We start from the raw sequence: 19722 nt of genomic DNA, 5'->3' as shown, positions 1-19722 counted from the left end.
GCCCGTGGCGGCGGCAGTGGACACGATGGAGCCCGGAATCGCCGGCCTCCTGCCCGATGGCGGCGCGTCGGCGCGCACTGCCCTCGCCGCTGGCCGCCCCGCGCTCGTCTGGCGGGGGCTGATCGCCGATACCGAGACACCCGTTGGCGCCGCGCTCAAGCTGATGCAGCCCGGCCGCGGCGATTTCCTGCTCGAATCCGTCGAAGGCGGCGAAGTGCGCGGGCGCTACAGCCTGCTCGGCCTCGATCCCGATCTCGTGTTCCGCGCCGAGGGAGCCGCTGCCGAGATCAACCGCAATTGGCAGACCGACCGCGAGGCCTTCGCCCCGCATCCGGAAACCGCGCTCACCGCCTTGCGCAACCTCGTCGGCGAATGCCGCATCGACGTGCCCGAAGGCCTGCCCAAGTCGCTCGCCTGCCTCGTCGGCTACTTCGGCTACGAGACCATCGGCCTCGTCGAAAAGCTCCCCCGCGCGCCCGCCAGCCCGCTCCAGCTGCCGGACATGCTGTTCGTGCGCCCCAGCGTCGTCCTCGTGTTCGATCGCCTTTCCGACGAACTCATCGCAGTCGCCCCCGTCTGGCCAACCGGCAGCGCGCCCGAGCGCCTTGTTGCCGCTGCGGCCGACCGCATCGACGCCGCGCTCGCCCGCCTCGCCGACCCGGTCCCCGCCGACCCGCGCCTCGACGCCGCCGAGCCCGCCGAACGCACCCCGGTCATGGCCCCCGCCGACTACGAACGCATGGTCCTGCGCGCCAAGGACTACATCGAGGCCGGTGACATCTTCCAGGTCGTGCTCGCCCAGCGTTTCACCGTGCCTTTCCCGCTGCCGCCTGCCGCGCTCTACCGCTCGCTGCGCCGGATCAACCCCTCGCCGTTCCTCTACTTCCTCGATCTCCCCGGCTTCGCCATCGTCGGCTCGAGCCCCGAGATTCTCGTGCGCATCCGCGACGGCGAAGTGACGATCCGCCCAATCGCGGGGACCCGCCCCCGTGGGCGTACCGAAGCCGAAGACCGCGCCAATGCGCAGAGCCTCCTCGCCGATCCCAAGGAACGCGCCGAGCACCTCATGCTGCTCGATCTCGGCCGCAACGATGTCGGCCGCGTCGCCGCCGCCGGCACGGTCAAGGTCACCGAGAGCTACACGATCGAGCGCTACAGCCACGTCATGCACATCGTCTCGAACGTGGTCGGCAAGCTCGATACCGCCCGGGCCGACAGCGTGGACGCGCTCTTCGCAGGCTTCCCCGCCGGCACCGTCAGCGGCGCGCCCAAGGTCCGCGCCTGCGAGGTGATCGCCGAACTCGAACCCGAAACCCGCGGTGCCTATGCCGGAGGCGTCGGCTATTTCGCTCCCGACGGCTCGGTCGACAGCTGCATCGTCCTCAGGACCGGCGTCCTCAAGGACGGCGTGCTCCACGTCCAGGCCGGCGCGGGCATCGTCGCAGACAGCGATCCCGCCTACGAACAGCGCGAATGCGAAGCCAAGTCCGGCGCGCTCTTCGCCGCCGCCCGCGAAGCCCTGCGCGTCGCCTCCGAACCCCGCTTCGGCCAATAAGGCACCCCCTGTATGATCCTCGTTATCGACAACTACGACAGCTTCACCTGGAACCTCGTCCACTACCTCATGGAAATGGGCGCGAAGGTGGATGTCGTGCGCAATGATGCGATGTCCGCCGGGCAGGCCATCTCCACCGGCGCGCAGGGGTTTCTGATCTCGCCCGGCCCCTGCACGCCCAACGAAGCGGGCATCAGCCTCGATCTCGTCGGCGCGGCGGCGGATGCGGGGGTGCCGCTGCTCGGCGTTTGCCTCGGCCACCAGTCGATCGGCCAGCATTTCGGCGGCCAAGTGGTGCGCGGCGGGCTGATGCACGGCAAGACCTCGCCCGTGACGCATGACGGCACCGGCCTGTTCGAAGGTCTCCCCTCGCCCTTCACCGCGACGCGCTATCACAGCCTCGTGGTCGAGAACGTGCCCGAGAGCCTCGTCGTCAACGCGACATCCGACGACGGCCACGCCATGGGCTTCCGCCACAAGACGCTCCCCATCCACGGCGTGCAGTTCCATCCCGAATCGATTGCGACCGAGCACGGCCACGCCCTCCTCGCCAACTTCCTCAAGATGTGCGGCATCACCGCGAAGATGCCCACGCACCTCGCGGCATGAAGGTCCTTCCCGAAGTCACCGAAGCCCCGCTGGAAGAGGCGGAAGCCGAAGCCGCCTTCGCCGCGATCCTCGATGGCACGGTGCCGGACGAGACCATCGCGCCGTTCCTGATCGCGCTCGCCGAACGCAGCGAAACCGCTTCCGAAATCGCCGGGGCCGCCCGCGCCATGCGCGCCCGGATGATCCCGATCAGCGCCCCCGCCCATGCCATCGACGTCTGCGGCACCGGAGGTGACGGGCACCACACGCTCAACGTCTCCACCGCCGTCAGCCTCGTCGTCGCCGCCTGCGGCATCCCCGTCGCCAAGCACGGCAACCGCGCTGCCAGCAGCAAGGCAGGCGCGGCAGACACCCTGGAAGCGCTCGGCCTCAACCTCGACCGCGCCGCCGAAACCGCCGAACTCACCCTCGCCGATCTCGGCATCTGCTTCCTTTTCGCGCAGCGCCACCATCCCGCGCTCGCGCGGATCGCCCCGATCCGCAAGGCGCTCGGTCGCCGCACGATCTTCAATCTGATGGGCCCGCTCGCCAACCCGGCGGGCGTGCGCCGCCAGCTCGTCGGCATTGCGCGCCCGGCCTATGTGCCGATCTATGCCGAAGCCATCCGCCGCCTTGGCACCGATCACAGCCTCGTCGTCTCGGGCGATGAAGGCCTCGACGAGCTCAGCCTCGCGGGCGGCAATGAACTCGCCGAAGTGAAGGACGGCAACGTCCTCATGCGCCGTATCGCACCTGCAGACGCCGGTCTCCCCGGCGCTCCGGTCGATGCCCTGCGCGGCGGCGATCCCGCCTACAACGCGGCCGCCCTGCGCGCGCTCCTCCAGGGCGAGCCCGGCCCCTACCGCGACGCCGTTCTCCTCAACGCCGCCGCCGCGCTGATCGTCGCGGGCGAAGCTGCCGATTGGCACGAAGGGGTAGAGGAAGCCGCCGAAGCCATCGACAAGGGGCTTGCCAACGCGCTCCTCAACTGCTGGATCGCTGCCCTCAAATGACCGACACGCTCACCAAAATCATGGGCACCAAGCGCGAGGAAGTCGCCGCCCGCAAGGCCGCGTCCTCTCTCGCCGATCTCGCCGCGCGCGCCTCGCAGCAATCCGCCCCGCGCGGCTTCGAAGCAGCGCTCCGCAGCCGCGCCGAAACCGGTTTCGCCCTCATCGCCGAAATCAAGAAGGCCAGCCCCTCCAAGGGCCTGATCCGCGCCGATTTCGATCCCCCTTCCCACGCCCGCGCCTATGAGGCTGGCGGCGCCACCTGTCTCTCGGTCCTCACCGACGCGCCGTACTTTCAAGGCCACGAGGACTACCTCGTCGCCGCCCGCGCCGCCTGCGCGCTGCCGGTTCTGCGCAAGGATTTCATGGTCGATCCTTGGCAGTGCGCCGAAGCGCGCGCCATCGGGGCGGATGCCATCCTCATCATCGTCGCGGCATTGGATGACGGCCAGATGGCCGAGATCGAGGCCGCCGCGCGCGAGCACGGCATGGACGTCCTCGTCGAAGTCCACAACGAGGAAGAGATGGAGCGCGCCGCCCGCCTCCACTCGCGCCTTATCGGGGTCAACAACCGCGATCTGAAGCGCTTCGTCACCGATCTCGGCACCACCGCGCGCCTCGCTCCGCTGGCGCCCGAAGGCGCCTTCCTCGTGGCGGAAAGCGGCATCAACAGCCATGCGGACGTCGTCTCGCTGGCTGCATCCGGCGCCAGGGCCTTCCTCGTCGGCGAGAGCCTGATGCGCCATGCGGATGTCACCGCCGCCACCCGCGCGCTGCTCGGTGCCTGAAGCACCGCTCAAGCTGTTCTTCGACGGCGGCTGCCGCCCCAATCCCGGCCCGATGGAAACCGCCGTCGCCACGCGCGGGCAAGTCTGGCACCGCTGCGACATCGGTCACGGCACCAACGACGAGGCCGAATGGCAGGCCCTGCTTGGCGCGCTCGACGTGGCCAGCGAGCTCGGCGCACGAAACATCGTCCTGCTCGGCGATTCCGCACTGATCGTCGCGCAGGCCAGCGGCACCGCGAAACCCGGTCCCTTCGCCAGCTTCCACGCAAGCTATTTGGCCAAGGCCGCCGCCTTCACCCGCGTCCGCATCCGCCGCATCAAGCGGGCGCAGAACCTCGCCGGGATAGCCCTCGCCAAAGGATGGCCGCGCTGAGGGCTATCAGCATTGCCATCTGTCCTACACCGCCGAGGTATGGCATCAACGCCGCATGAAACCGCGCTTTTCCTTCGTCTCCTCCCTGCCTGATCCCGCCAGAAAGCCAGGCCCGGAGTTTTCACTCAGGACTGTGTCAACCGTGTCAACTTGTGTCGCCTTTGCCCGATGAGCGAGCTCACCCACCTCGATTCGCAAGGCCGCGCGCGCATGGTCGATGTCGGCGGCAAACCGGAGACGCAGCGCCTCGCCGTGGCCCTCGGTCGCATCCGCATGAACGCCGCCACGCTCACAGCGCTGCGTGATGGCAAGACACCCAAGGGCGATGTCCTTGCCGTCGCTCGCATTGCCGGGATCATGGCCGCGAAGCGCACCGGGGAGTTGATCCCGCTCTGCCACCCCCTCGCGCTCGATGCCGTCAGCGTCGAATTCGCGTTCGTTGAGGACGGTGTCGAAGCCCGCGCAACTGCCTCGCTCACCGGGCGCACCGGGGTCGAGATGGAAGCGCTCACCGCGGTCTCGGTCGCGCTGCTCACCATTTACGACATGGCCAAGGCGATCGACAAAGGCATGGTGCTCGAGGGCATCCGCCTGATCGAAAAGCGCGGCGGCAAATCGGGCGATTGGCGCGCACCTTGACCGAACAGACTCCTGCGCGCCCGAACCCGCCCCTCCCGCTCGAGGAAGCCCAGCGCCGCCTGATGGAGCTGGCGCCCACGCTGCCGATCGAGCACCGTGCGACCGCCGACTGCCTCGGCTTCCACCTCGCCGAGCCACTGACCGCGCTGCGCACCCAGCCCGCCGCCGATGTCTCCGCGATGGACGGCTACGCCCTGCGCGCCGCCGATCTCCCCGGCCCGTGGCGCGTCATCGGCGAAAGTGCCGCCGGGCGCCCCTTCGCCGGCACTGTCGGACCCGGCGAGGCCGCGCGCATCAGCACCGGCGCGCTTGTCCCCGCCGGCGCCGACATGGTCCTGATCCAGGAGGATGCAGCCCGCGACGGCGAGGTGCTCACCCTCACCGGAACGCCGCCGGAGCCGCGCGCACGCCACATCCGCCCCGCCGGCATGGACTTCCGCAGTGGCGATGTCCTCATGGCACCCGGGACGAAGATCGGCGCCGCACAGATCGCGCTCGCCATCACGGCTGGGCACGCCCACCTCCCGGTCCGCCGCCCGCTCGAACTCGCGGTGATCGATGGCGGGGATGAACTGGCGGCGCCCGGCGCAGACCTTGCCCCGCACCAGCTTCCCGCCAGCAACAGCGCGATGCTGGCGGCACTCGCCACCCAGCCCGCCGTCCGCATCACCCGCATCGGCCCGGTCCCGGACAGGCTCGAAGCGCTGAAAGCCGCGTTCGAGGCCGCCGACGACGCAGACGTTATCGTCACCAGCGGCGGTGCATCGGTCGGGGACCACGATCTTGTCCGCCCGGCGCTTGCCGAACTCGGCGCGGACCTTGCGTTCTGGCGCGTCGCGATCAAGCCGGGCAAGCCGCTCCTTGTCGCGCGGCGGGGTGCGCAGGTGATCCTCGGCCTGCCCGGCAATCCCGCCGCTGCTTTCGTCACCGGATTCCTGTTCCTCCTGCCCCTGATCCGCGCCGCGCTCGGTGCCGGAAACCCGATGCCGCGCCCCATTCCGGCCCGGCTGCGCGAAGCGATGCCGGCAGGAGGCAGCCGCATGGAATTCCTGCGCGCAGTCTGGGATGGCGGCGAAGTCTCGCTCGACGGCTTGCAGGACAGCGGCGCGCTGTCCTCGCTTTCCCGCGCCAACGCCCTTGTAGTCCGCCCAGCGAACGAAGCCGAAACGCCTGCTGGTACGTTTGTTCCAGTATACCTGCTGTAAATGCACGGAATTGCTTGACGCGTGAATATTCGTTGCTTATTCGTTCCGCATTCGTTCACCATAGGAGTGCGCACGGATGCTCACGCGCAAGCAGCATGAACTGCTGACCTTCATTCAGACCCGCCTTGAGGATTCCGGCATTTCCCCCTCGTTCGAGGAAATGAAGGAAGCTCTCGACCTCAAGTCGAAGTCGGGGGTGCACCGGCTGATCTCGGCGCTGGAAGAGCGCGGCTTCATCCGCCGTTTGCCCAATCGCGCCCGCGCCCTGGAAGTGATCCGTGACAGCGATGCCGGCGGCGCCAAGCCTGCCAGCCGCGCTGCGGCCAATGCGCCGAGTGCGCTTGCCCCGCTGCGCAATCCCGCTCCGGCGCGCGAACCTGCGAACGATGTGATCGAGATCCCGCTCCACGGCCGCATCGCCGCGGGTGTGCCGATCGAAGCACTTGAGGGCACCTCCACCCTACCAGTCCCCGCCGCGCTGCTCGGTTCGGGCGAGCATTATGCGCTGGAAGTCTCCGGCGACTCGATGGTCGAGGCCGGCATTCTCGATGGCGATTATGCCCTCGTGCGCCGCACCGACACGGCGCGAGATGGCGAGATCGTGGTGGCGCTGGTGCGCGGCGAGGAAGCGACGCTCAAGTATCTGCGGCGCGAGCGCGGCATGGTGCGGCTCGATCCGGCCAATGCGGCCTATGATCCGCAGTATTACCAGCCGCATGAAGTGCAGGTTCAGGGCAAGCTCGCAGGCCTGCTGCGCCGCTATCACTGACTGGGTGTGGGGTTCGGCGCTCCGGTAGCAGCTGGAGCCGGACCCTGCCGCCTCGCCCTTGGCTGCCACGGTGGTGGACGGCGGAACCAGCCATGTTCGCCTTGGGTTTCCGCCACGGTGCGGACCCGGCCCGAGACGAGATCGATTGCCAGTCCGCCCGTCTGGCCGAGCATGGCCCGGTCCGCCTTGAGCAACCGGGGCTTGCAGGCAGAGGGCAGGCGGCGGTCCGCCACCACGATATCCACCCGCGCGCACGCCGCCGCCAGGACCGGGATCGCGACAAGGTCTTTCCCCCGCGCCATCAGCAGGTCGAACTTGCGCCCGCCGCGCACCAGCGAGATCGCGCAGAAGTCCGGATTGCAGCGCGCGCCCTTCCAGTCCTCCAGCGCCACAGCATCGCCTGTCATCCCCGCGTTTTCCAGCAGCGCGGTGCGCGTGTAGCTCTCCTCCCGCACCGCGCGCAGGACCAGCAGGTCCGGCCCCTCCCCCGTGATCCCGACATGGTGGCCATCGCCTGAGACAAGCACATCGGGCGTGCGCGTCACCAGCAGCGCGGCCATGCCCAACCCGATCGGCACCAGGCCCCACAGCCGCACCCGCCCGCTCCACAGCGCGAACCACAACAGCCCGGCGACGAACAGTGCGAACATCCCGCCCGTCATCCCCGGCATCATCGTCACCGCCCCCGGCTGACCCGCCACCAGATGGGCGAGCCACAGCAGCAGCTCGAGCGACTTGCCCACCGCCCACCACGCCGGCGCGCCGAGGCCGAACAGATCGAGCGCCAGCGCAAGTGCGATCAGCGGCATCGTCAGCACTGTGGTCAGCGGGATGGCGACCACGTTGGCCGCCGCGCCGTAGATGCCGGCGCGGTGGAAATGGAACAGACTGATCGGCATGAGTGAAAGCTCGATCACAACGCCGGTCATGAGCAGCATCGCCAGATGACGGCCGAACCGCGTCATGCGCCCTTCGTGGCTGTGTGAAAGAAACGCCTTGGCCGGCGCGGACGTGCTGAAGGCGACGATGGCGATGACCGAGGCGAAGCTCATCTGGAAACTCGGCCCCAGCACGGCTTCGGGCCAGAGCAGCATGACGATCAGCGCCGCCGTCGCCAGCAGCCGTAGCGAGAGCGGATCGCGGCCCAGCGCCAGCGCCGCGAGCACCAGCAGCGAGCCCGCGACCGAGCGGACGGTCGGCACTTCGGCGCCGGTGAGCAGGGTGTAGAATAGCCCCACCGCCGCTCCGACCCCTGCGGCCAGCAAAGGCAGACGCACGCGCAGTGCGATGAACGGAAATAGAGCGAGCACCCTAATCGACAGGAAATAGGCACCCGCAATCACAGCACTGACATGCAGGCCACTGATCGAAAGCAAGTGCGTGAGGCCCGCATCGCGCATCGCATCCTCGTCGCCCTGTGCGATGGCGCCGCGGTCGCCGCTGGCAAAGGCGGCGGCAATCGTGCCGGGAGAACCGGAGAGCTGCCCGCGGACATGGTCGGCCAGTTCCTGCTGCCATTGCCGGAGTGACCAACCCTCGTTCGCCGGCCTGACGACCATCACGGGACCCACCACGTTCCCCGTGGCGGCGAGCCCCTGAAACCATGCCGCGCGGGCAAAATCGTAGGAGCCCGGCAGCATTGGCGGCGCCGGCGGCATGAGCCGGGCGCGCAGGCGGACCTCGGCTCCTTCGACAAGCCCGGGCTGGTCGTTCTCGTCCGGCAGGTTGAGCCGCAGCTGAAGCGGCTCGGCGTGGCCCTCGATTTCCGCGCGGATGAGCAGCCTCACCCGATCACGCGCACCTTCGACTTGCCGGTCGATAATCCGGCCCTGGATCATGGCGACTTCGGGCCGCGCAATGCCCGGCTCGCCCACCAGCTCGGACTTCACCCAGATCGTGGTGCAGCCTGCCGCGAGCATCAGCGCCATGCCGATCAGCGCAGCGCGCAAGTGTCCCATATCGCCCTCGGCGTCGATGAGCAGGCCGCCCATCGCCGCCGCACCGCACAATGCGACGAAGCCCGCCCATTGCCAGGGCCCCGGCAGCACCGCCCAGCAAGCGATTCCAAGGCCGAAGCCCACCGCAAGCCACGGTCCGCGCTCGAACGAACGGGCGGCGAGGAACGCTTCCATGGTGCGGTGCATGCTGGACAAGGCGGCGAGTTTGTCCCAGAGGCGTGTCCGCAGCGTCGCAGGTTCGCCAAGAGGTTGGGCCAAAGTCGGCGGCATGGCCGGATTAGGAAGGATTGCGCCCATAATGGCAAGCGCCAGTGACACCGTTTCTGCAGGATCGGGCGCGGGGACTGCCGCTGTTCGCAAGGGTGTGGTGACGCGGTTTGCGCCTTCCCCCACCGGTTACCTGCATATCGGCGGCGCGCGCACCGCGCTGTTCAACTGGCTGTTCGCCCGCCATCACGGCGGCACCTACCTGCTGCGCATCGAGGATACCGACCGCGCGCGGTCGACCGAGCCGGCGATCGAGGCGATCTTCGACGGGCTCAACTGGCTGGGCATCGGCGGTGACGAGGAACCGGTATTCCAGTTCGCGCGGTCTGATCGGCATGCGGAAATCGCGCATAAGCTGCTGGCGGCCGGGCACGCCTATCGCTGCTACCTGACGCAGGAAGAACTCGCCGCCCGCCGCGCCGCGGCGCAGGCCGAACGCCGCCCGTTCCGCATCGAAAGCGAATGGCGCGATGCCGATCCGTCGACATGGCCCGAAGGCCAGCCGTGGGTCGTGCGCATCAAGGCGCCGCGTGACGGCGCGACCACGATCGACGATCTCGTGCAAGGCCCGATCACCGTCCAGAACGTCGAGATCGACGACTACGTGATCCTGCGCTCGGACGGCACACCGACCTACATGCTTGCGGTTGTGGTCGACGATCACGACATGGGGGTGACCCACGTGATCCGCGGCGATGACCATATCAACAACGCCTTCCGCCAGCTGGTGGTGATCCGCGCGATGCAGGCGGTCGAAGGCTCGGGCTGGGAAGACCCGGCCTATGCCCATATCCCGCTGATCCACGGCGCGGACGGGGCGAAGCTTTCCAAGCGCCACGGTGCGCTTGGCGTCGATGCCTATCGCGACGAACTGGGGCTGCTGCCCGAAGCCGTGTTCAACTACCTGCTCCGGCTCGGCTGGGGCCACGGCGATGCCGAGATCATCAGCCGCGAGCAGGCGGTCGAGTGGTTCGAGATCGGCGATGTCGGCAAGGGCGCCGCGCGCTTCGATCTCAAGAAACTGCAGAATTTCAACGGGCACTATATCCGCGAAGCCGATGACGCGCGGCTGGCGGGGCTTGTCGCGCAGCGGCTGGGAGGGCTGGACGAAGCTGGCCTTGCGCTGCTCACCACCGCTATGCCGGTGCTGAAAGTGCGCGCGGCGGACCTCATGGAACTGGCCGCCGGCGCGCGGTTCCTGTTTGCGCAGCGGCCACTGGCGCTCGACGAAAAGGCAGCGGGCCTGCTGACGGACGATGCGCGTGCACTGCTTGGCGCGATGGCTGAGCGGCTTGTCGCCGAGGAATGGACAGCCGCTGCGCTGGAAGCTTCCCTCAAGGCGATGGCGGAAGAACGCGGGCTCGGGCTGGGCAAGCTGGCACAGCCGCTGCGCGCCGCGCTGACCGGCACGACTACCTCGCCGGGCATTTTCGACGTACTGGTACTTCTGGGACGAGACGAGTCGCTCGCCCGGGTCAAAGACCAGGCTGCGCAGACCACGTGATGTAACTTTCCGGGCCCCGGCCCGAACCCAACCAGGCCGGCACAGCGCCGCCGAAGTATGAGCAGAACAGGAGGGTAGATCGTGAGCGACAACCAGGCGACCCTGAATGATGGCGACAAGACCGTCACGATGCCGATCAAGAGCGGCACGATCGGCCCCGACGTGGTCGATATCCGCAAGCTCTATGCCGAAACGGGCAAGTTCACTTACGACCCGGGCTTCACCAGCACGGCAAGCTGCGACAGCGCGCTGACCTACATCGACGGCGATGAAGGCGTGCTGCTGCACCGCGGCTATCCGATCGGCCAGCTGGCCGAGCACTCCAGCTTCATGGAAGTGAGCTACCTCCTGCTCAACGGCGAACTGCCTTCGGCGGACGAGCTGGCACAGTTCACCCGCACGATCACCCGCCATACGATGGTCCACGAGCAGCTCTCGGTGTTCTACCGCGGCTTCCGCCGTGACGCGCATCCGATGGCGATCATGTGCGGTGTCGTCGGCGCGCTCTCGGCGTTCTATCATGACTCGACCGACATCTCGGATCCGGAACAGCGCAAGATTTCGGCGCACCGCCTGATCGCCAAGATGCCGACGATCGCGGCGATGGCCTACAAGTATTCGGTCGGCCAGCCCTTCGTCTATCCGCGCAACGACCTCTCCTACACCGGCAACTTCCTGCGCATGACCTTCGCGGTCCCGGCGGAGGAATACGAGGTGAACCCGATCGTCGAGCGCGCGCTCGATCGCATTTTCATCCTCCACGCCGACCACGAGCAGAACGCCTCGACTTCGACGGTGCGTCTGGCGGGTTCGTCGGGCGCCAACCCGTTCGCCTGCATCGCGGCGGGCATCGCCTGTCTGTGGGGCCCGGCGCATGGCGGCGCGAATGAAGCCGCGCTCAACATGCTCAAGGAAATCGGCACGCCCGACCGCATCCCGCACTACATCGCGCGCGCCAAGGACAAGAACGATCCGTTCCGCCTGATGGGCTTCGGCCACCGCGTCTACAAGAACTACGACCCGCGCGCGACGGTGATGCAGCAGACGGTGCGCGAGGTGTTCGCCTCCTTGAAGGTTACTGACCCGCTGTTCGAGACGGCGCTGCAGCTGGAAGAGATCGCGCTGAGCGATCCCTACTTCATCGAGAAGAAGCTGTTCCCGAACGTCGACTTCTATTCAGGCATCATCCTTTCGGCGATCGGCTTCCCGACCGCGATGTTCACCGCGCTCTTCGCGCTTGCCCGCACCGTGGGCTGGGTCGCGCAGTGGAACGAAATGATCAGCGATCCCGGCCAGAAGATCGGCCGTCCGCGCCAGCTCTACACCGGCCCGGCGCAGCGCGACTACGTGCCCGTCAGCGAGCGCTGAGGCGCGAGCAGACATCGTGAGGAGAGTGACATGACCCTGATCCTGCGTATCCTGGGCGTGCTTGCGCTCCTCATGGGCCTCTTGTGGATGGGCCAGGGCGCCGGCCTGATCATGTGGCCGGCATCCAGCTTCATGCTGGAGCAGAAGATCTGGATTCTGTGGGGCGGCGGTTTGGCTCTGGTAGGCGCCGGGCTGCTGTTTCTGGCGCAGCGCCGAGGCTGAGCTTCAGGCCGTCCGGTCGGGCGGCAGGGTCAGTTCAAAGCGCGCGCCTTCGCCCGCGGCGCTGGTGACCACGAGATCCCCGCCCATCGCCCGCGCGAGGTGGCGCGAGATATAGAGGCCGAGGCCCGTCCCGCCATCACCGCTGCGGCCCAGCCGCTCGAACTTCTCGAACACGCGAACCGCTTGCTCGGCATCGAGGCCCTGGCCCTCGTCCTGCACTGCGATCCATGCACAGCGCGCGTCCTCGCCGGTCTCGAGCGTTACGCGCGTACCCTCCGGGCTGTAGCGGATCGCATTGGTGACGAGATTGAGCAGCACTTGCAATACGCGGCGGAATTCGCCGATTGCGGGTACGCACGCAGCGGCATCCGGCGTTACCAGCGTGATCCCGCGCTCCTGCGCGCGGACCGAAAGGATGCCGGCAGCGCGGCGGGCGCAATCGGCCAGATCGATGTGGTCGGGCGCCGGAGAGAAACCGGGAGCCTCGACCGCTTCGAGATCGGCAAGGTCCTCGATCAGGCTCATCAGGTGGCGTCCAGCATCGGCGATATCGCGCGCATAGCTGGCATATTCCTCTGCCAGCGGTCCGGCGAGGCGCGTGCGGATCGTCTCGGCATTGGCGATGATCCGCGTGATCGGCTGGCGCAGGGCGGGGGCGAGATCTCGGCCCAGCAGGCGGTTCCATCCGGGCTGCGCGTTCGCCGCATCCGCCTTTTCGTCGCTGGCTGCGGAGCTGGAGGGCAAAGTCTCGATCACATCGGGGATCGCAAGCAGCGAGAAACCGCCCTGCCCGCGCGGGATGATCCGAGCGCGCCAGCCGCGCTTCGAGCCCTCGACCGTGAACGGCGCATCATCGAGCAAGCGCCAGTGGAGCGGCCCTTGCCGCGCCGTCATCAGATCGCTCACCCGGTCGATGGTCACGAAATCGGTCCAGAAGCGCCCCCGACCAGCCTCGAGAGCTGCGGCCAGTCCGGAGAGATCGGCCGCGCGGACATCGGCGACGATCACGCGTTGCTCGTCGTCCAGCAGGATCTCAGCTTCGGCGACATGATGCAGCAGCGCTTCGGGCACGGGCAAGTCGGTCGCGGTTTCCTCTCCGCGCTGCCAATGCGTGAGCTCGATTGCTGTGCCCTCGCCATGCGGCGTGACCGAAGCGAGCGCGGTGACGAAGTGCCCTTCATCAACCGAGAGGATCATGCGCGAGGCAGCCTGGCCGGTCCGGCGGACGCGGCGGACCAGCGCCAGCAGGGCCGGGACCGCGATCAGGCCGGGGATCGCGCTGCCGCAGCGCAGTTGCAGACCAGCGAGCGGTTCGTCAGCCGCGATGAGCCGGTCTCCGCCGTCGGTGCGGGCACGGATCAGGCCGCCGCCGGGCGTACTCGGCGCCGCGCCCCGTTCGCGCAGCGCGCTCATGCGCCGGCCTGCGCGAGCAGCGCGGCGGCCTTGGCGGGCGTGATGTCCGCAAAGCCCTGCGGCAAGTTGGCTTCGGGATGGAACACCAGCGCCGCTTGTGTGACCGCGGCAGGTACCAGTCCGCAAGCCCGCAGCGCGAGCACAAAACGCGGCAGCTGGCCTTCGACCGTTGCCATGATCGCCGCCTCGCGGCTGAGCCCGGAGCCGCGCGCAAGCGCGGTGAGAAACAGCGCGACTCCAGCCTTGTCCACCTCAAGCGCGGCGGCTGCCTTTTCCCCCATGGCATCGAGCACATGGCCCATCTGCGCGAGGCGCGAACGCGTCTCGTCGATCCGCGCGCGGACGCCGCGTTCGGCAATGAGCGCATAAGCTTCGGCGGAACCATCGAGGCCGACATGAGCGCGCAGGGTCACGAGCGCAATGTGCACGAGATCGCCGGGCAGTTCGCCCAGCGGCAGCTGCATGCGCCGCTGGCTCTGGCAGAAGCGCGCTTGAGCCGCGAGCAAGTTCATCGCGCCGGCAGACGCCTGCGCATCGGGATCGGCCATGCGCGACTGCAGGAGCGGCGGGAGCACCGGATCGACCCCGCGACTGCGCTCCAGTCTGACAGTCCATTGCCATTCGAGCGCGAGCGTGTGGAAATGCTCGAGGAAGGCCGGATTTTCCGCCAGTACATGGGCGAGCTCCTCCGCCGCCTCGTGCGCCCATCCCTCCGGTTCGGCATGGCCAGCCGCCTCGGCCAGCGCGATCACCAGCTGCCGCGCGACATCGACGAACATGCCGCGCACGCGCGCGACGATCTCGTCGCTGAAGATGGAGTTGTTGTCGCTGCGCAGAAGATGGCGCAGGATCGGCACGACATGGGCCACCGCACCGCGCGCGGCAGCCACGTCGTCCGCCAGCGGCGAAGACATCGCGCTTGCCGGAGCGCCGGAAGATGCGGGGATGGCCATCCTCACCAACTTAGGCCCGGGCTGGTTAATTCGGGGTTAGGCGGTTGGCCGTCACGCGGGCCGCCCTCCGCTCGGCAGAGTGCTGCCCGGCCCCTCGCCGCGCCCCGCAAGGAGCAGTCCGGCGACCATCAGCGTCACCACGAGCAGCCGCAGCACGAAATCGAATGGCAACAGAATGCTCGCCAGCGCCAGCATTGCCCCGACGACGAAGCGATCGTTGAGCCACCAGATCCAGGCTTCATCGGGCTGCAGGCGCTGGAGCAGGCGCAGCAGGAGGATCAGCACGACCGGTGGAAACCAGGCGATGCCCCAGGGAACCCCGACAACCGCAGGAATCTCGGTCCGCCACGCACAGAGTGTGATCAACATCCCGTCGAGCACCCAGTCGGCGAGCTGGTCGAGCGGCGCGCCGCCGGACGATCCGATCAGCGAATCCCGCTCGACCCGCGCGAGCAACCCGGCCACCTGCTGCACCAGCCACGCCAGCGCCAGCATAACAAAGCCCGGGCCGCACCAGCCGAACCACCCCGCGCCGGTGCCCAGCAGCGCGGTGATGACTGCGCCAAGCGCGATGACATAGGGCCGCGTCCCCGCATGGAGCAGCGCCGGTCCAAGCGAGCGCACCACTCCGGCGGCCAGCCACGATCCCGGCGAACGGACTTGTGCACTTGCCGTGTGCAGCCGCACCCAGCCCGGCTCTGCCCGATGCGCCTCGCCCTCGTCGCGGATCAGGCGCCAGCGGCCCTGATCGAGCAGCATTGCGGGCAATTCGCGCTGAACAATCCGCGCTTGCGAAGCGATCCGCAGCAGAGCCGAGCCCGGGTTCCAGTCCCCGGGCAGATCGCTCAGTGCTGCGATCAATTTGCCGGGCAGCAGCATCGCCCCCGCGCCGGCACTATTGATATCGATGCGCTCGAAACCGAGCGGCAGGCCGGTCTCGACCGGAAGCGTGAGCACCACCGGTCCATCACCGAGCAACCGCAGCGCGTCTTCCGGCATGGCAAGCAGGCCTTCGCCCAGTACCAGCAGTTCATCCTCGGCAGCGACCAGCGGTGCAAGCGCCCGCGCAGACGCGATCACGTGAAACCGCGCCCCGCCTGCCTCTGCCGCATGTTGGAGCATCACGAGATCATTGGTCAGCGTTTCCGCCAGGACCACCACCCTCGCGCAGCCAAGCGCCATGGCAAGGCCGAGTTGATGGCGCAGGATCGAGCGGCCACCAATCGACAGCAGGCCGCGAAGGGCCTGTGGCTCGCCCTGAAAGGCGTCCATCAACGACAGCAATGCGACCCGCAAGGCGGCGACCTCCCTTTCCCCTATGCTAGGGCGGCAAGACCGCGATGCCAAGGGTGTGGCCCAAGTGCGGCGGCGAATCAGTCGGTTGGTTCTATGGAATCAAGCGCCGCCGCGATGTTTCGCAGCACAGCAGGCTCTCCTGGTGCGCCCTGCAGCGCTTCGTCGGCGAGCGCGATCAGTTCCTCGGCATGAAATGTCGCGGCGAGGCTTTTCAAGCGCAGCGCTGCCATTTCCCAGTTCCCGTCGCAGCGCGCGCGGCCCAGCAGATCGAGCTGTCGGCGCGCAGCTTCGACAAACGCCGCCCGCAGCTCGCGGAACAGCTCCGCATCGTCGCCGGTTGCCGCAGCCAGATGGGCATCGATCGCATCGCCAAGGTAAGCCATGGCCACAGGATTATCGTCATTCAGTTAACCCACGCTTTAAGCGGCGGTCACAAGTGTGTTAAAGCCTTAGACATGGCCGGGGGAAGAAAGATCATCGCCATCGAAGGCGGCATGGATGACGATGCTACGCAGGCGGCCGCCGTGCGGCTGGGCAAGCGCCTTGCCGGCGAAGCGCTGGTGGAAGACGCTGATGGCGGCGCGGCGTTGATGGCTGCGAGCGAAGACACGGCGGACGGCGGCTGGCCGGTCGCGCCGACCCCGGAAGACAGCATGGCAGTTTGGGACGACGACGAAGGCGAAGCGGTCAAGCTCGAACGCGAGTGGCTCGGTCTTGCCGTAAGCGGTGCGCTGATTGCAGCGTGGACCGGCGCTTTCATCACAGGCAATCTCGCCATGTTCCGACAGGCGCAGCCGCTGGGCGTGTGGACCGGACTGCTTTCCGCCTGGTCGACCCCGGTGCTGGTGGTGCTTGTGGCGCTGCTCCTTGTGCGGCGCGGCAGTCGGCGCGAGGCCGCGCGCTTCGGCGATGCCGCGCAGCTGCTCCGCATCGAATCGCAGCAGCTTGAGCGGCGGCTCGCGGCGGTGAACACCGAACTCTCGCTCGCGCGCGATTTTCTGGCAGCGCAAGGCCGCGATCTCGAATCGCTGGGGCGCATCGCGGTGGAGCGGATCAGCAGCAACGCGGCGCAATTGCAGGCGCTGATCGCGGGCAACGGCGCGCAGGTCGAGCAGATCGCCACAGTTTCCGACCATGCGCTTGAAAACATGGAAAAGCTGCGCGGCCAGCTGCCGGTGATCGCCAATTCCGCAAAGGACGTCACGAACACCATCGCCAACGCCGGGCGCACCGCCCATGCCCAGCTGGAAGACCTTGTTGCCGGGTTCCTGCGGCTGAACGAGTTCGGTCAGGCCAGCGAGCGGCAGGTCGACCTTGTGCGCGAGCGCGTGGACGCTGCGCTTGCCGCCTTCGAGGAGAGCGCGGCGCGCATCACCGCGCATAGCGAGGCTCGCCTTGCCGCGCTGGAGGAAGGTGCGCAGGCCCATCGCCAAAAGCTCGATGCCGAGGAAGTCGCTGCCCTCGCCGCCATCCGCGCCCGCGCCGAGACGCTGAACGAGGAGCTCGCCAGCCAGCGCGAGGCGATCATTCGCAGCGAAGAGGATACGCTCGCGGCCCTTGGCGCGCGCTTTGCCGCGATGCGGGCGGAGAGCGGCGCGTTCAGCCGATCGCTGAGCAGCGCGGAAGATACCGCACTGCGCCAGTTTGCCGAACGTTCGGAGACCCAGCTGGTCGCGCTGCGCCATGCGGTGGAAACGATCGGCAGCGACCACGAGGCACTGATCTCCGCTTCGCGCGACCGGCTCGCCGCGTTCGAGGCCAATGCCGCCGAACTTGCCCGCCGCCTTGCAGAGGACGCGAGCCTGCTCGACGAACAGCTGGCCGCCCGCCGTGCCAATCTCGAGGTCGCTTCCGCCGAACAGCGCGCCGCGCTGACGCAGAGCCTTGCCGATCTGGACAGCGCGATCCGCGAACGTCGTGCTGCCATGGCTGCCGCCGGGGCCGAAGCCGCCGAGGCGCTGGCCCGCAAGCTTGCCGATCTCGACACCGCCGTCGAAGCGCAGCGCCAGCGCCAGCTGGAGGAAGCCCGGGCGCTCGGCCAGCAGTGCGATGCGATTGCCGCCAAGGTTGCGGCCTTCAGCGCGACGCTCAAGACATCGGGCGAGGCGGGCGACACGAGCGCGGCGACCATCGACCGCGCCCTCGCCACGCTCACCCAGCACCTCGTGGACATGCGAGAAGCGCTGACCGGCACGGACGGGCAGATCGGCGCCCTGACCGATTCGGCCGTGCGTCTGCTGGAGCTCATTCAGGCAGGCGGTAACCATGCCGGAACCGTGCTGCCCGCCGCGCTGGGCAGCGCCGAAGCCGGCCTCGCCGCGTTCGAAGACCGGGTCGGGCAGATGCGCGCCGCACTCGGTGAAGCAGGCGAATCGAGCCACGCGCTGGCGCAGGACGTGGAAAGCACGCGCAGCGGCCTCAAGGCAGCCATGGCCGATACCGCGCGCATGCAGAAGACGCTCACTGCCCAGGCCGCCGAGCAGGAAGCGCGCCTCGGCGAACTGCGCGCCCTCCTTGCCGCCGCGCGCGAGGACAGCGAGGCGCTCTCGCGCGATATCGACGGCCAGCTTTCGGGCGCCATCGTGCGCGTGCTGCAAGGACGCGGCGCCGAACTCGTCGCCCGGCTTGAGGAAGCGATCGACAGCGCTGCGGCCGCCAGCCGTGAGACCGCGATCCAGATGCGCGACCAGCTCGCCAAGGTGGACGAACTCGCAGGCAACCTCGAGAACCGCGTTGCCCGCGCCCGCGAACGCGCCGAGGAGCAAGTCGACAACGATTTCGCGCGCCGCACCGCGCTGATCACCGAATCGCTCAATTCCGCGGCCATCGACATCGCCAAGGTGCTCTCGGCGGACGTTTCCGAAACCGCCTGGGCTTCGTACTTGCGCGGTGACCGCGGCATCTTCACCCGCCGCGCGGTCAGCCTGCTCGAAACCGGCGAAGCCCGCGCGGTGCAGCAGCACTACGAGAGCGACGGCGAATTCCGCGGCCACGTGAACCGCTATATTCACGATTTCGAAGCGATGCTGCGCCAGCTGCTCTCGACGCGAGACGGTCACGCACTGGGCGTGACGCTGCTGTCGTCCGACATGGGCAAGCTCTACGTCGCTCTCGCGCAGGGCATCGAGCGGCTGCGGACCTGATCAGTTGACGCCTAGCCAGTCGAGGCCCTCTGGCAGTTCGTCTGCCGAATAGTCGATTTGCAGGATCCGCCGACGGGCGGGCTGGCGCGCTGGATCGGACGCATGAAGGATGGGCGTTGCGTAGGCCCAGATGTCGCCAGACCGGGCAAGGCAGGCTTCACGGCCACATGCAGCGACGACAGACCCGACCCGGCCGACAGGAATGAAACCCAGCTTGTGCGAGCCCGGCGCAACCAGCAGCGGCGCGTTGTTGATCGTAACGTCATCAAGATGAACGCGGAGCGTGATCATCCGCTCGATATACCTGAAGGGCGGCGCCACATGGGTCAGACCTGCCTTGGTCGTCCATGGGCCGAAGCCGGGTGTATCATGGCGTGCCTTCACGCAGATCGTCCGGTCCTGATGCCATCCAAGCCCCCAGTTTCGCTCTGCGCTCTTGTCGAAGAGAACGGCGCGGACCGGCTTGACGTCCGTGTGGCAGAAACGAGCGGCTATAGCACCGATGGCACCACACGAAGCCAGGACATCAGCAAGACCGCAGGCATGGGAAAGCCTGACGCCTGCTCTGCCTTCTTGCAGGTCATGCAATGCATCGAGCAACCGCGGCAGCACGGACAAGGCCGACCCCGGACAATGCTCTGCTCCGTCCCGTTCCAATTGCATCATGCTGG

The 19722-nt window shown here is 68.0% G+C and carries 18 protein-coding genes; 12 read left to right on the top strand and 6 right to left on the bottom strand.

Going from position 1 to position 19722, the window contains the following annotated elements:
* Positions 1-25: 25 nt before the first annotated feature.
* The 8 genes from NDB2M1_RS10340 (at position 26) to lexA (ending at position 6927) form a co-directional block, all read left to right on the top strand.
* Positions 26-1555 carry an anthranilate synthase component I family protein gene (locus NDB2M1_RS10340; protein WP_072382617.1) on the top strand — a complete coding sequence of 510 codons (1530 nt, stop codon included), beginning with the start codon at positions 26-28 and terminating at the stop codon, positions 1553-1555.
* Between the two features lie 12 nt (positions 1556-1567).
* Complete coding sequence (locus tag NDB2M1_RS10335; RefSeq protein WP_072382017.1) at positions 1568-2164, top strand: anthranilate synthase component II; 597 nt, start codon at positions 1568-1570, stop codon at positions 2162-2164.
* Entirely contained in the window at positions 2161-3156 is a 996-nt protein-coding gene (trpD, locus tag NDB2M1_RS10330; RefSeq protein ID WP_072382015.1) for an anthranilate phosphoribosyltransferase, read from the top strand. The genes NDB2M1_RS10335 and trpD overlap by 4 nt, the downstream gene beginning before the upstream one ends.
* A complete protein-coding gene (gene trpC, locus NDB2M1_RS10325) occupies positions 3153-3941 on the top strand; it encodes an indole-3-glycerol phosphate synthase TrpC (protein ID WP_072382013.1) in 789 nt (262 codons plus the stop codon). Before trpD ends, trpC begins: the two co-directional genes overlap by 4 nt.
* Complete coding sequence (locus NDB2M1_RS10320; protein ID WP_253185842.1) at positions 3934-4314, top strand: reverse transcriptase-like protein; 381 nt, start codon at positions 3934-3936, stop codon at positions 4312-4314. Before trpC ends, NDB2M1_RS10320 begins: the two co-directional genes overlap by 8 nt.
* Positions 4315-4482: 168 nt before the next feature.
* Positions 4483-4953: a cyclic pyranopterin monophosphate synthase MoaC gene (gene moaC, locus NDB2M1_RS10315; RefSeq protein ID WP_072382009.1), complete on the top strand. Its 471-nt coding sequence runs from the start codon at positions 4483-4485 to the stop codon at positions 4951-4953.
* The gene (locus NDB2M1_RS10310) at positions 4950-6158 is read left to right on the top strand and encodes a molybdopterin molybdotransferase MoeA (protein WP_253185841.1); all 1209 of its coding nucleotides are present in this window, start codon (positions 4950-4952) and stop codon (positions 6156-6158) included. Before moaC ends, NDB2M1_RS10310 begins: the two co-directional genes overlap by 4 nt.
* Before the next feature lie 76 nt (positions 6159-6234).
* Positions 6235-6927 (top strand): transcriptional repressor LexA, encoded by a 693-nt coding sequence (gene lexA, locus NDB2M1_RS10305; protein WP_072382007.1) that lies wholly within the window; start codon positions 6235-6237, stop codon positions 6925-6927.
* Here the strand turns inward: lexA and NDB2M1_RS10300 are convergent.
* Positions 6921-9155, bottom strand: a complete 2235-nt coding sequence (locus NDB2M1_RS10300; RefSeq protein WP_083554785.1) for a ComEC/Rec2 family competence protein — start codon at positions 9153-9155, stop codon at positions 6921-6923. The genes lexA and NDB2M1_RS10300 overlap by 7 nt on opposite strands.
* A gap of 28 nt (positions 9156-9183) precedes the next feature.
* On the opposite strand from NDB2M1_RS10300, the gene gltX reads away from it, so the two are divergent.
* The 3 genes from gltX to NDB2M1_RS10285 all read left to right on the top strand — a co-directional run bounded on the left by gltX (position 9184) and on the right by NDB2M1_RS10285 (position 12246).
* Entirely contained in the window at positions 9184-10656 is a 1473-nt protein-coding gene (gltX, locus tag NDB2M1_RS10295) for a glutamate--tRNA ligase (protein WP_072382611.1), read from the top strand.
* An 81-nt stretch (positions 10657-10737) separates the two neighbouring features.
* Positions 10738-12024 carry a citrate synthase gene (locus NDB2M1_RS10290; protein ID WP_072382005.1) on the top strand — a complete coding sequence of 429 codons (1287 nt, stop codon included), beginning with the start codon at positions 10738-10740 and terminating at the stop codon, positions 12022-12024.
* Between the two features lie 30 nt (positions 12025-12054).
* On the top strand, positions 12055-12246 hold the full coding sequence (locus NDB2M1_RS10285) for a hypothetical protein (protein ID WP_072382003.1): 192 nt from the start codon (positions 12055-12057) through the stop codon (positions 12244-12246).
* A 3-nt stretch (positions 12247-12249) separates the two neighbouring features.
* On the opposite strand, the gene NDB2M1_RS10280 is transcribed toward NDB2M1_RS10285, so the two are convergent.
* The 4 genes from NDB2M1_RS10280 to NDB2M1_RS10265 all read right to left on the bottom strand — a co-directional run bounded on the left by NDB2M1_RS10280 (position 12250) and on the right by NDB2M1_RS10265 (position 16291).
* Positions 12250-13659, bottom strand: a complete 1410-nt coding sequence (locus NDB2M1_RS10280) for a sensor histidine kinase (RefSeq protein ID WP_083554784.1) — start codon at positions 13657-13659, stop codon at positions 12250-12252.
* Entirely contained in the window at positions 13656-14573 is a 918-nt protein-coding gene (locus NDB2M1_RS10275; RefSeq protein WP_072382001.1) for a hypothetical protein, read from the bottom strand. The genes NDB2M1_RS10280 and NDB2M1_RS10275 overlap by 4 nt, the downstream gene beginning before the upstream one ends.
* Positions 14574-14663: 90 nt before the next feature.
* Complete coding sequence (locus tag NDB2M1_RS10270) at positions 14664-15884, bottom strand: hypothetical protein (RefSeq protein WP_072381999.1); 1221 nt, start codon at positions 15882-15884, stop codon at positions 14664-14666.
* 101 nt (positions 15885-15985) lie between these two features.
* Positions 15986-16291: a hypothetical protein gene (locus NDB2M1_RS10265; protein WP_054120905.1), complete on the bottom strand. Its 306-nt coding sequence runs from the start codon at positions 16289-16291 to the stop codon at positions 15986-15988.
* A gap of 72 nt (positions 16292-16363) precedes the next feature.
* Here NDB2M1_RS10265 and NDB2M1_RS10260 point away from each other — a divergent pair, with 72 nt between their 5' ends.
* On the top strand, positions 16364-19051 hold the full coding sequence (locus NDB2M1_RS10260) for a coiled-coil domain-containing protein (RefSeq protein WP_072381996.1): 2688 nt from the start codon (positions 16364-16366) through the stop codon (positions 19049-19051).
* Here the strand turns inward: NDB2M1_RS10260 and NDB2M1_RS10255 are convergent, their stop codons facing one another.
* Positions 19052-19717 carry a phytanoyl-CoA dioxygenase family protein gene (locus NDB2M1_RS10255; RefSeq protein ID WP_072381993.1) on the bottom strand — a complete coding sequence of 222 codons (666 nt, stop codon included), beginning with the start codon at positions 19715-19717 and terminating at the stop codon, positions 19052-19054.
* Positions 19718-19722 lie beyond the last annotated feature (5 nt).

Origin of the sequence: Novosphingobium sp. NDB2Meth1 (genome assembly GCF_900117425.1) — a bacterium.
Classification (GTDB): Bacteria; Pseudomonadota; Alphaproteobacteria; order Sphingomonadales; family Sphingomonadaceae; genus Novosphingobium.
The sequence above is the reverse complement of the archived record's forward strand: the minus strand, read 5'-3'. Positions and strand labels throughout refer to the sequence as shown.

Bases quoted from the DNA above. Each gene is read 5' to 3' on its own strand.
- NDB2M1_RS10340 (WP_072382617.1), top strand. From the start codon at position 26: ATGGAGCCCGGAATCGCCGGCCTCCTGCCCGATGGCGGCGCGTCGGCG.
- NDB2M1_RS10335 (WP_072382017.1), top strand. From the start codon at position 1,568: ATGATCCTCGTTATCGACAACTACGACAGCTTCACCTGGAACCTCGTC.
- trpD (WP_072382015.1), top strand. From the start codon at position 2,161: ATGAAGGTCCTTCCCGAAGTCACCGAAGCCCCGCTGGAAGAGGCGGAA.
- trpC (WP_072382013.1), top strand. From the start codon at position 3,153: ATGACCGACACGCTCACCAAAATCATGGGCACCAAGCGCGAGGAAGTC.
- moaC (WP_072382009.1), top strand. From the start codon at position 4,483: ATGAGCGAGCTCACCCACCTCGATTCGCAAGGCCGCGCGCGCATGGTC.
- lexA (WP_072382007.1), top strand. From the start codon at position 6,235: ATGCTCACGCGCAAGCAGCATGAACTGCTGACCTTCATTCAGACCCGC.
- NDB2M1_RS10300 (WP_083554785.1), bottom strand. From the start codon at position 9,155: ATGCCGCCGACTTTGGCCCAACCTCTTGGCGAACCTGCGACGCTGCGG.
- gltX (WP_072382611.1), top strand. From the start codon at position 9,184: ATGGCAAGCGCCAGTGACACCGTTTCTGCAGGATCGGGCGCGGGGACT.
- NDB2M1_RS10285 (WP_072382003.1), top strand. From the start codon at position 12,055: ATGACCCTGATCCTGCGTATCCTGGGCGTGCTTGCGCTCCTCATGGGC.
- NDB2M1_RS10280 (WP_083554784.1), bottom strand. From the start codon at position 13,659: ATGAGCGCGCTGCGCGAACGGGGCGCGGCGCCGAGTACGCCCGGCGGC.
- NDB2M1_RS10275 (WP_072382001.1), bottom strand. From the start codon at position 14,573: ATGTCTTCGCCGCTGGCGGACGACGTGGCTGCCGCGCGCGGTGCGGTG.
- NDB2M1_RS10270 (WP_072381999.1), bottom strand. From the start codon at position 15,884: ATGGACGCCTTTCAGGGCGAGCCACAGGCCCTTCGCGGCCTGCTGTCG.
- NDB2M1_RS10265 (WP_054120905.1), bottom strand. From the start codon at position 16,291: ATGGCTTACCTTGGCGATGCGATCGATGCCCATCTGGCTGCGGCAACC.
- NDB2M1_RS10260 (WP_072381996.1), top strand. From the start codon at position 16,364: ATGGCCGGGGGAAGAAAGATCATCGCCATCGAAGGCGGCATGGATGAC.
- NDB2M1_RS10255 (WP_072381993.1), bottom strand. From the start codon at position 19,717: ATGATGCAATTGGAACGGGACGGAGCAGAGCATTGTCCGGGGTCGGCC.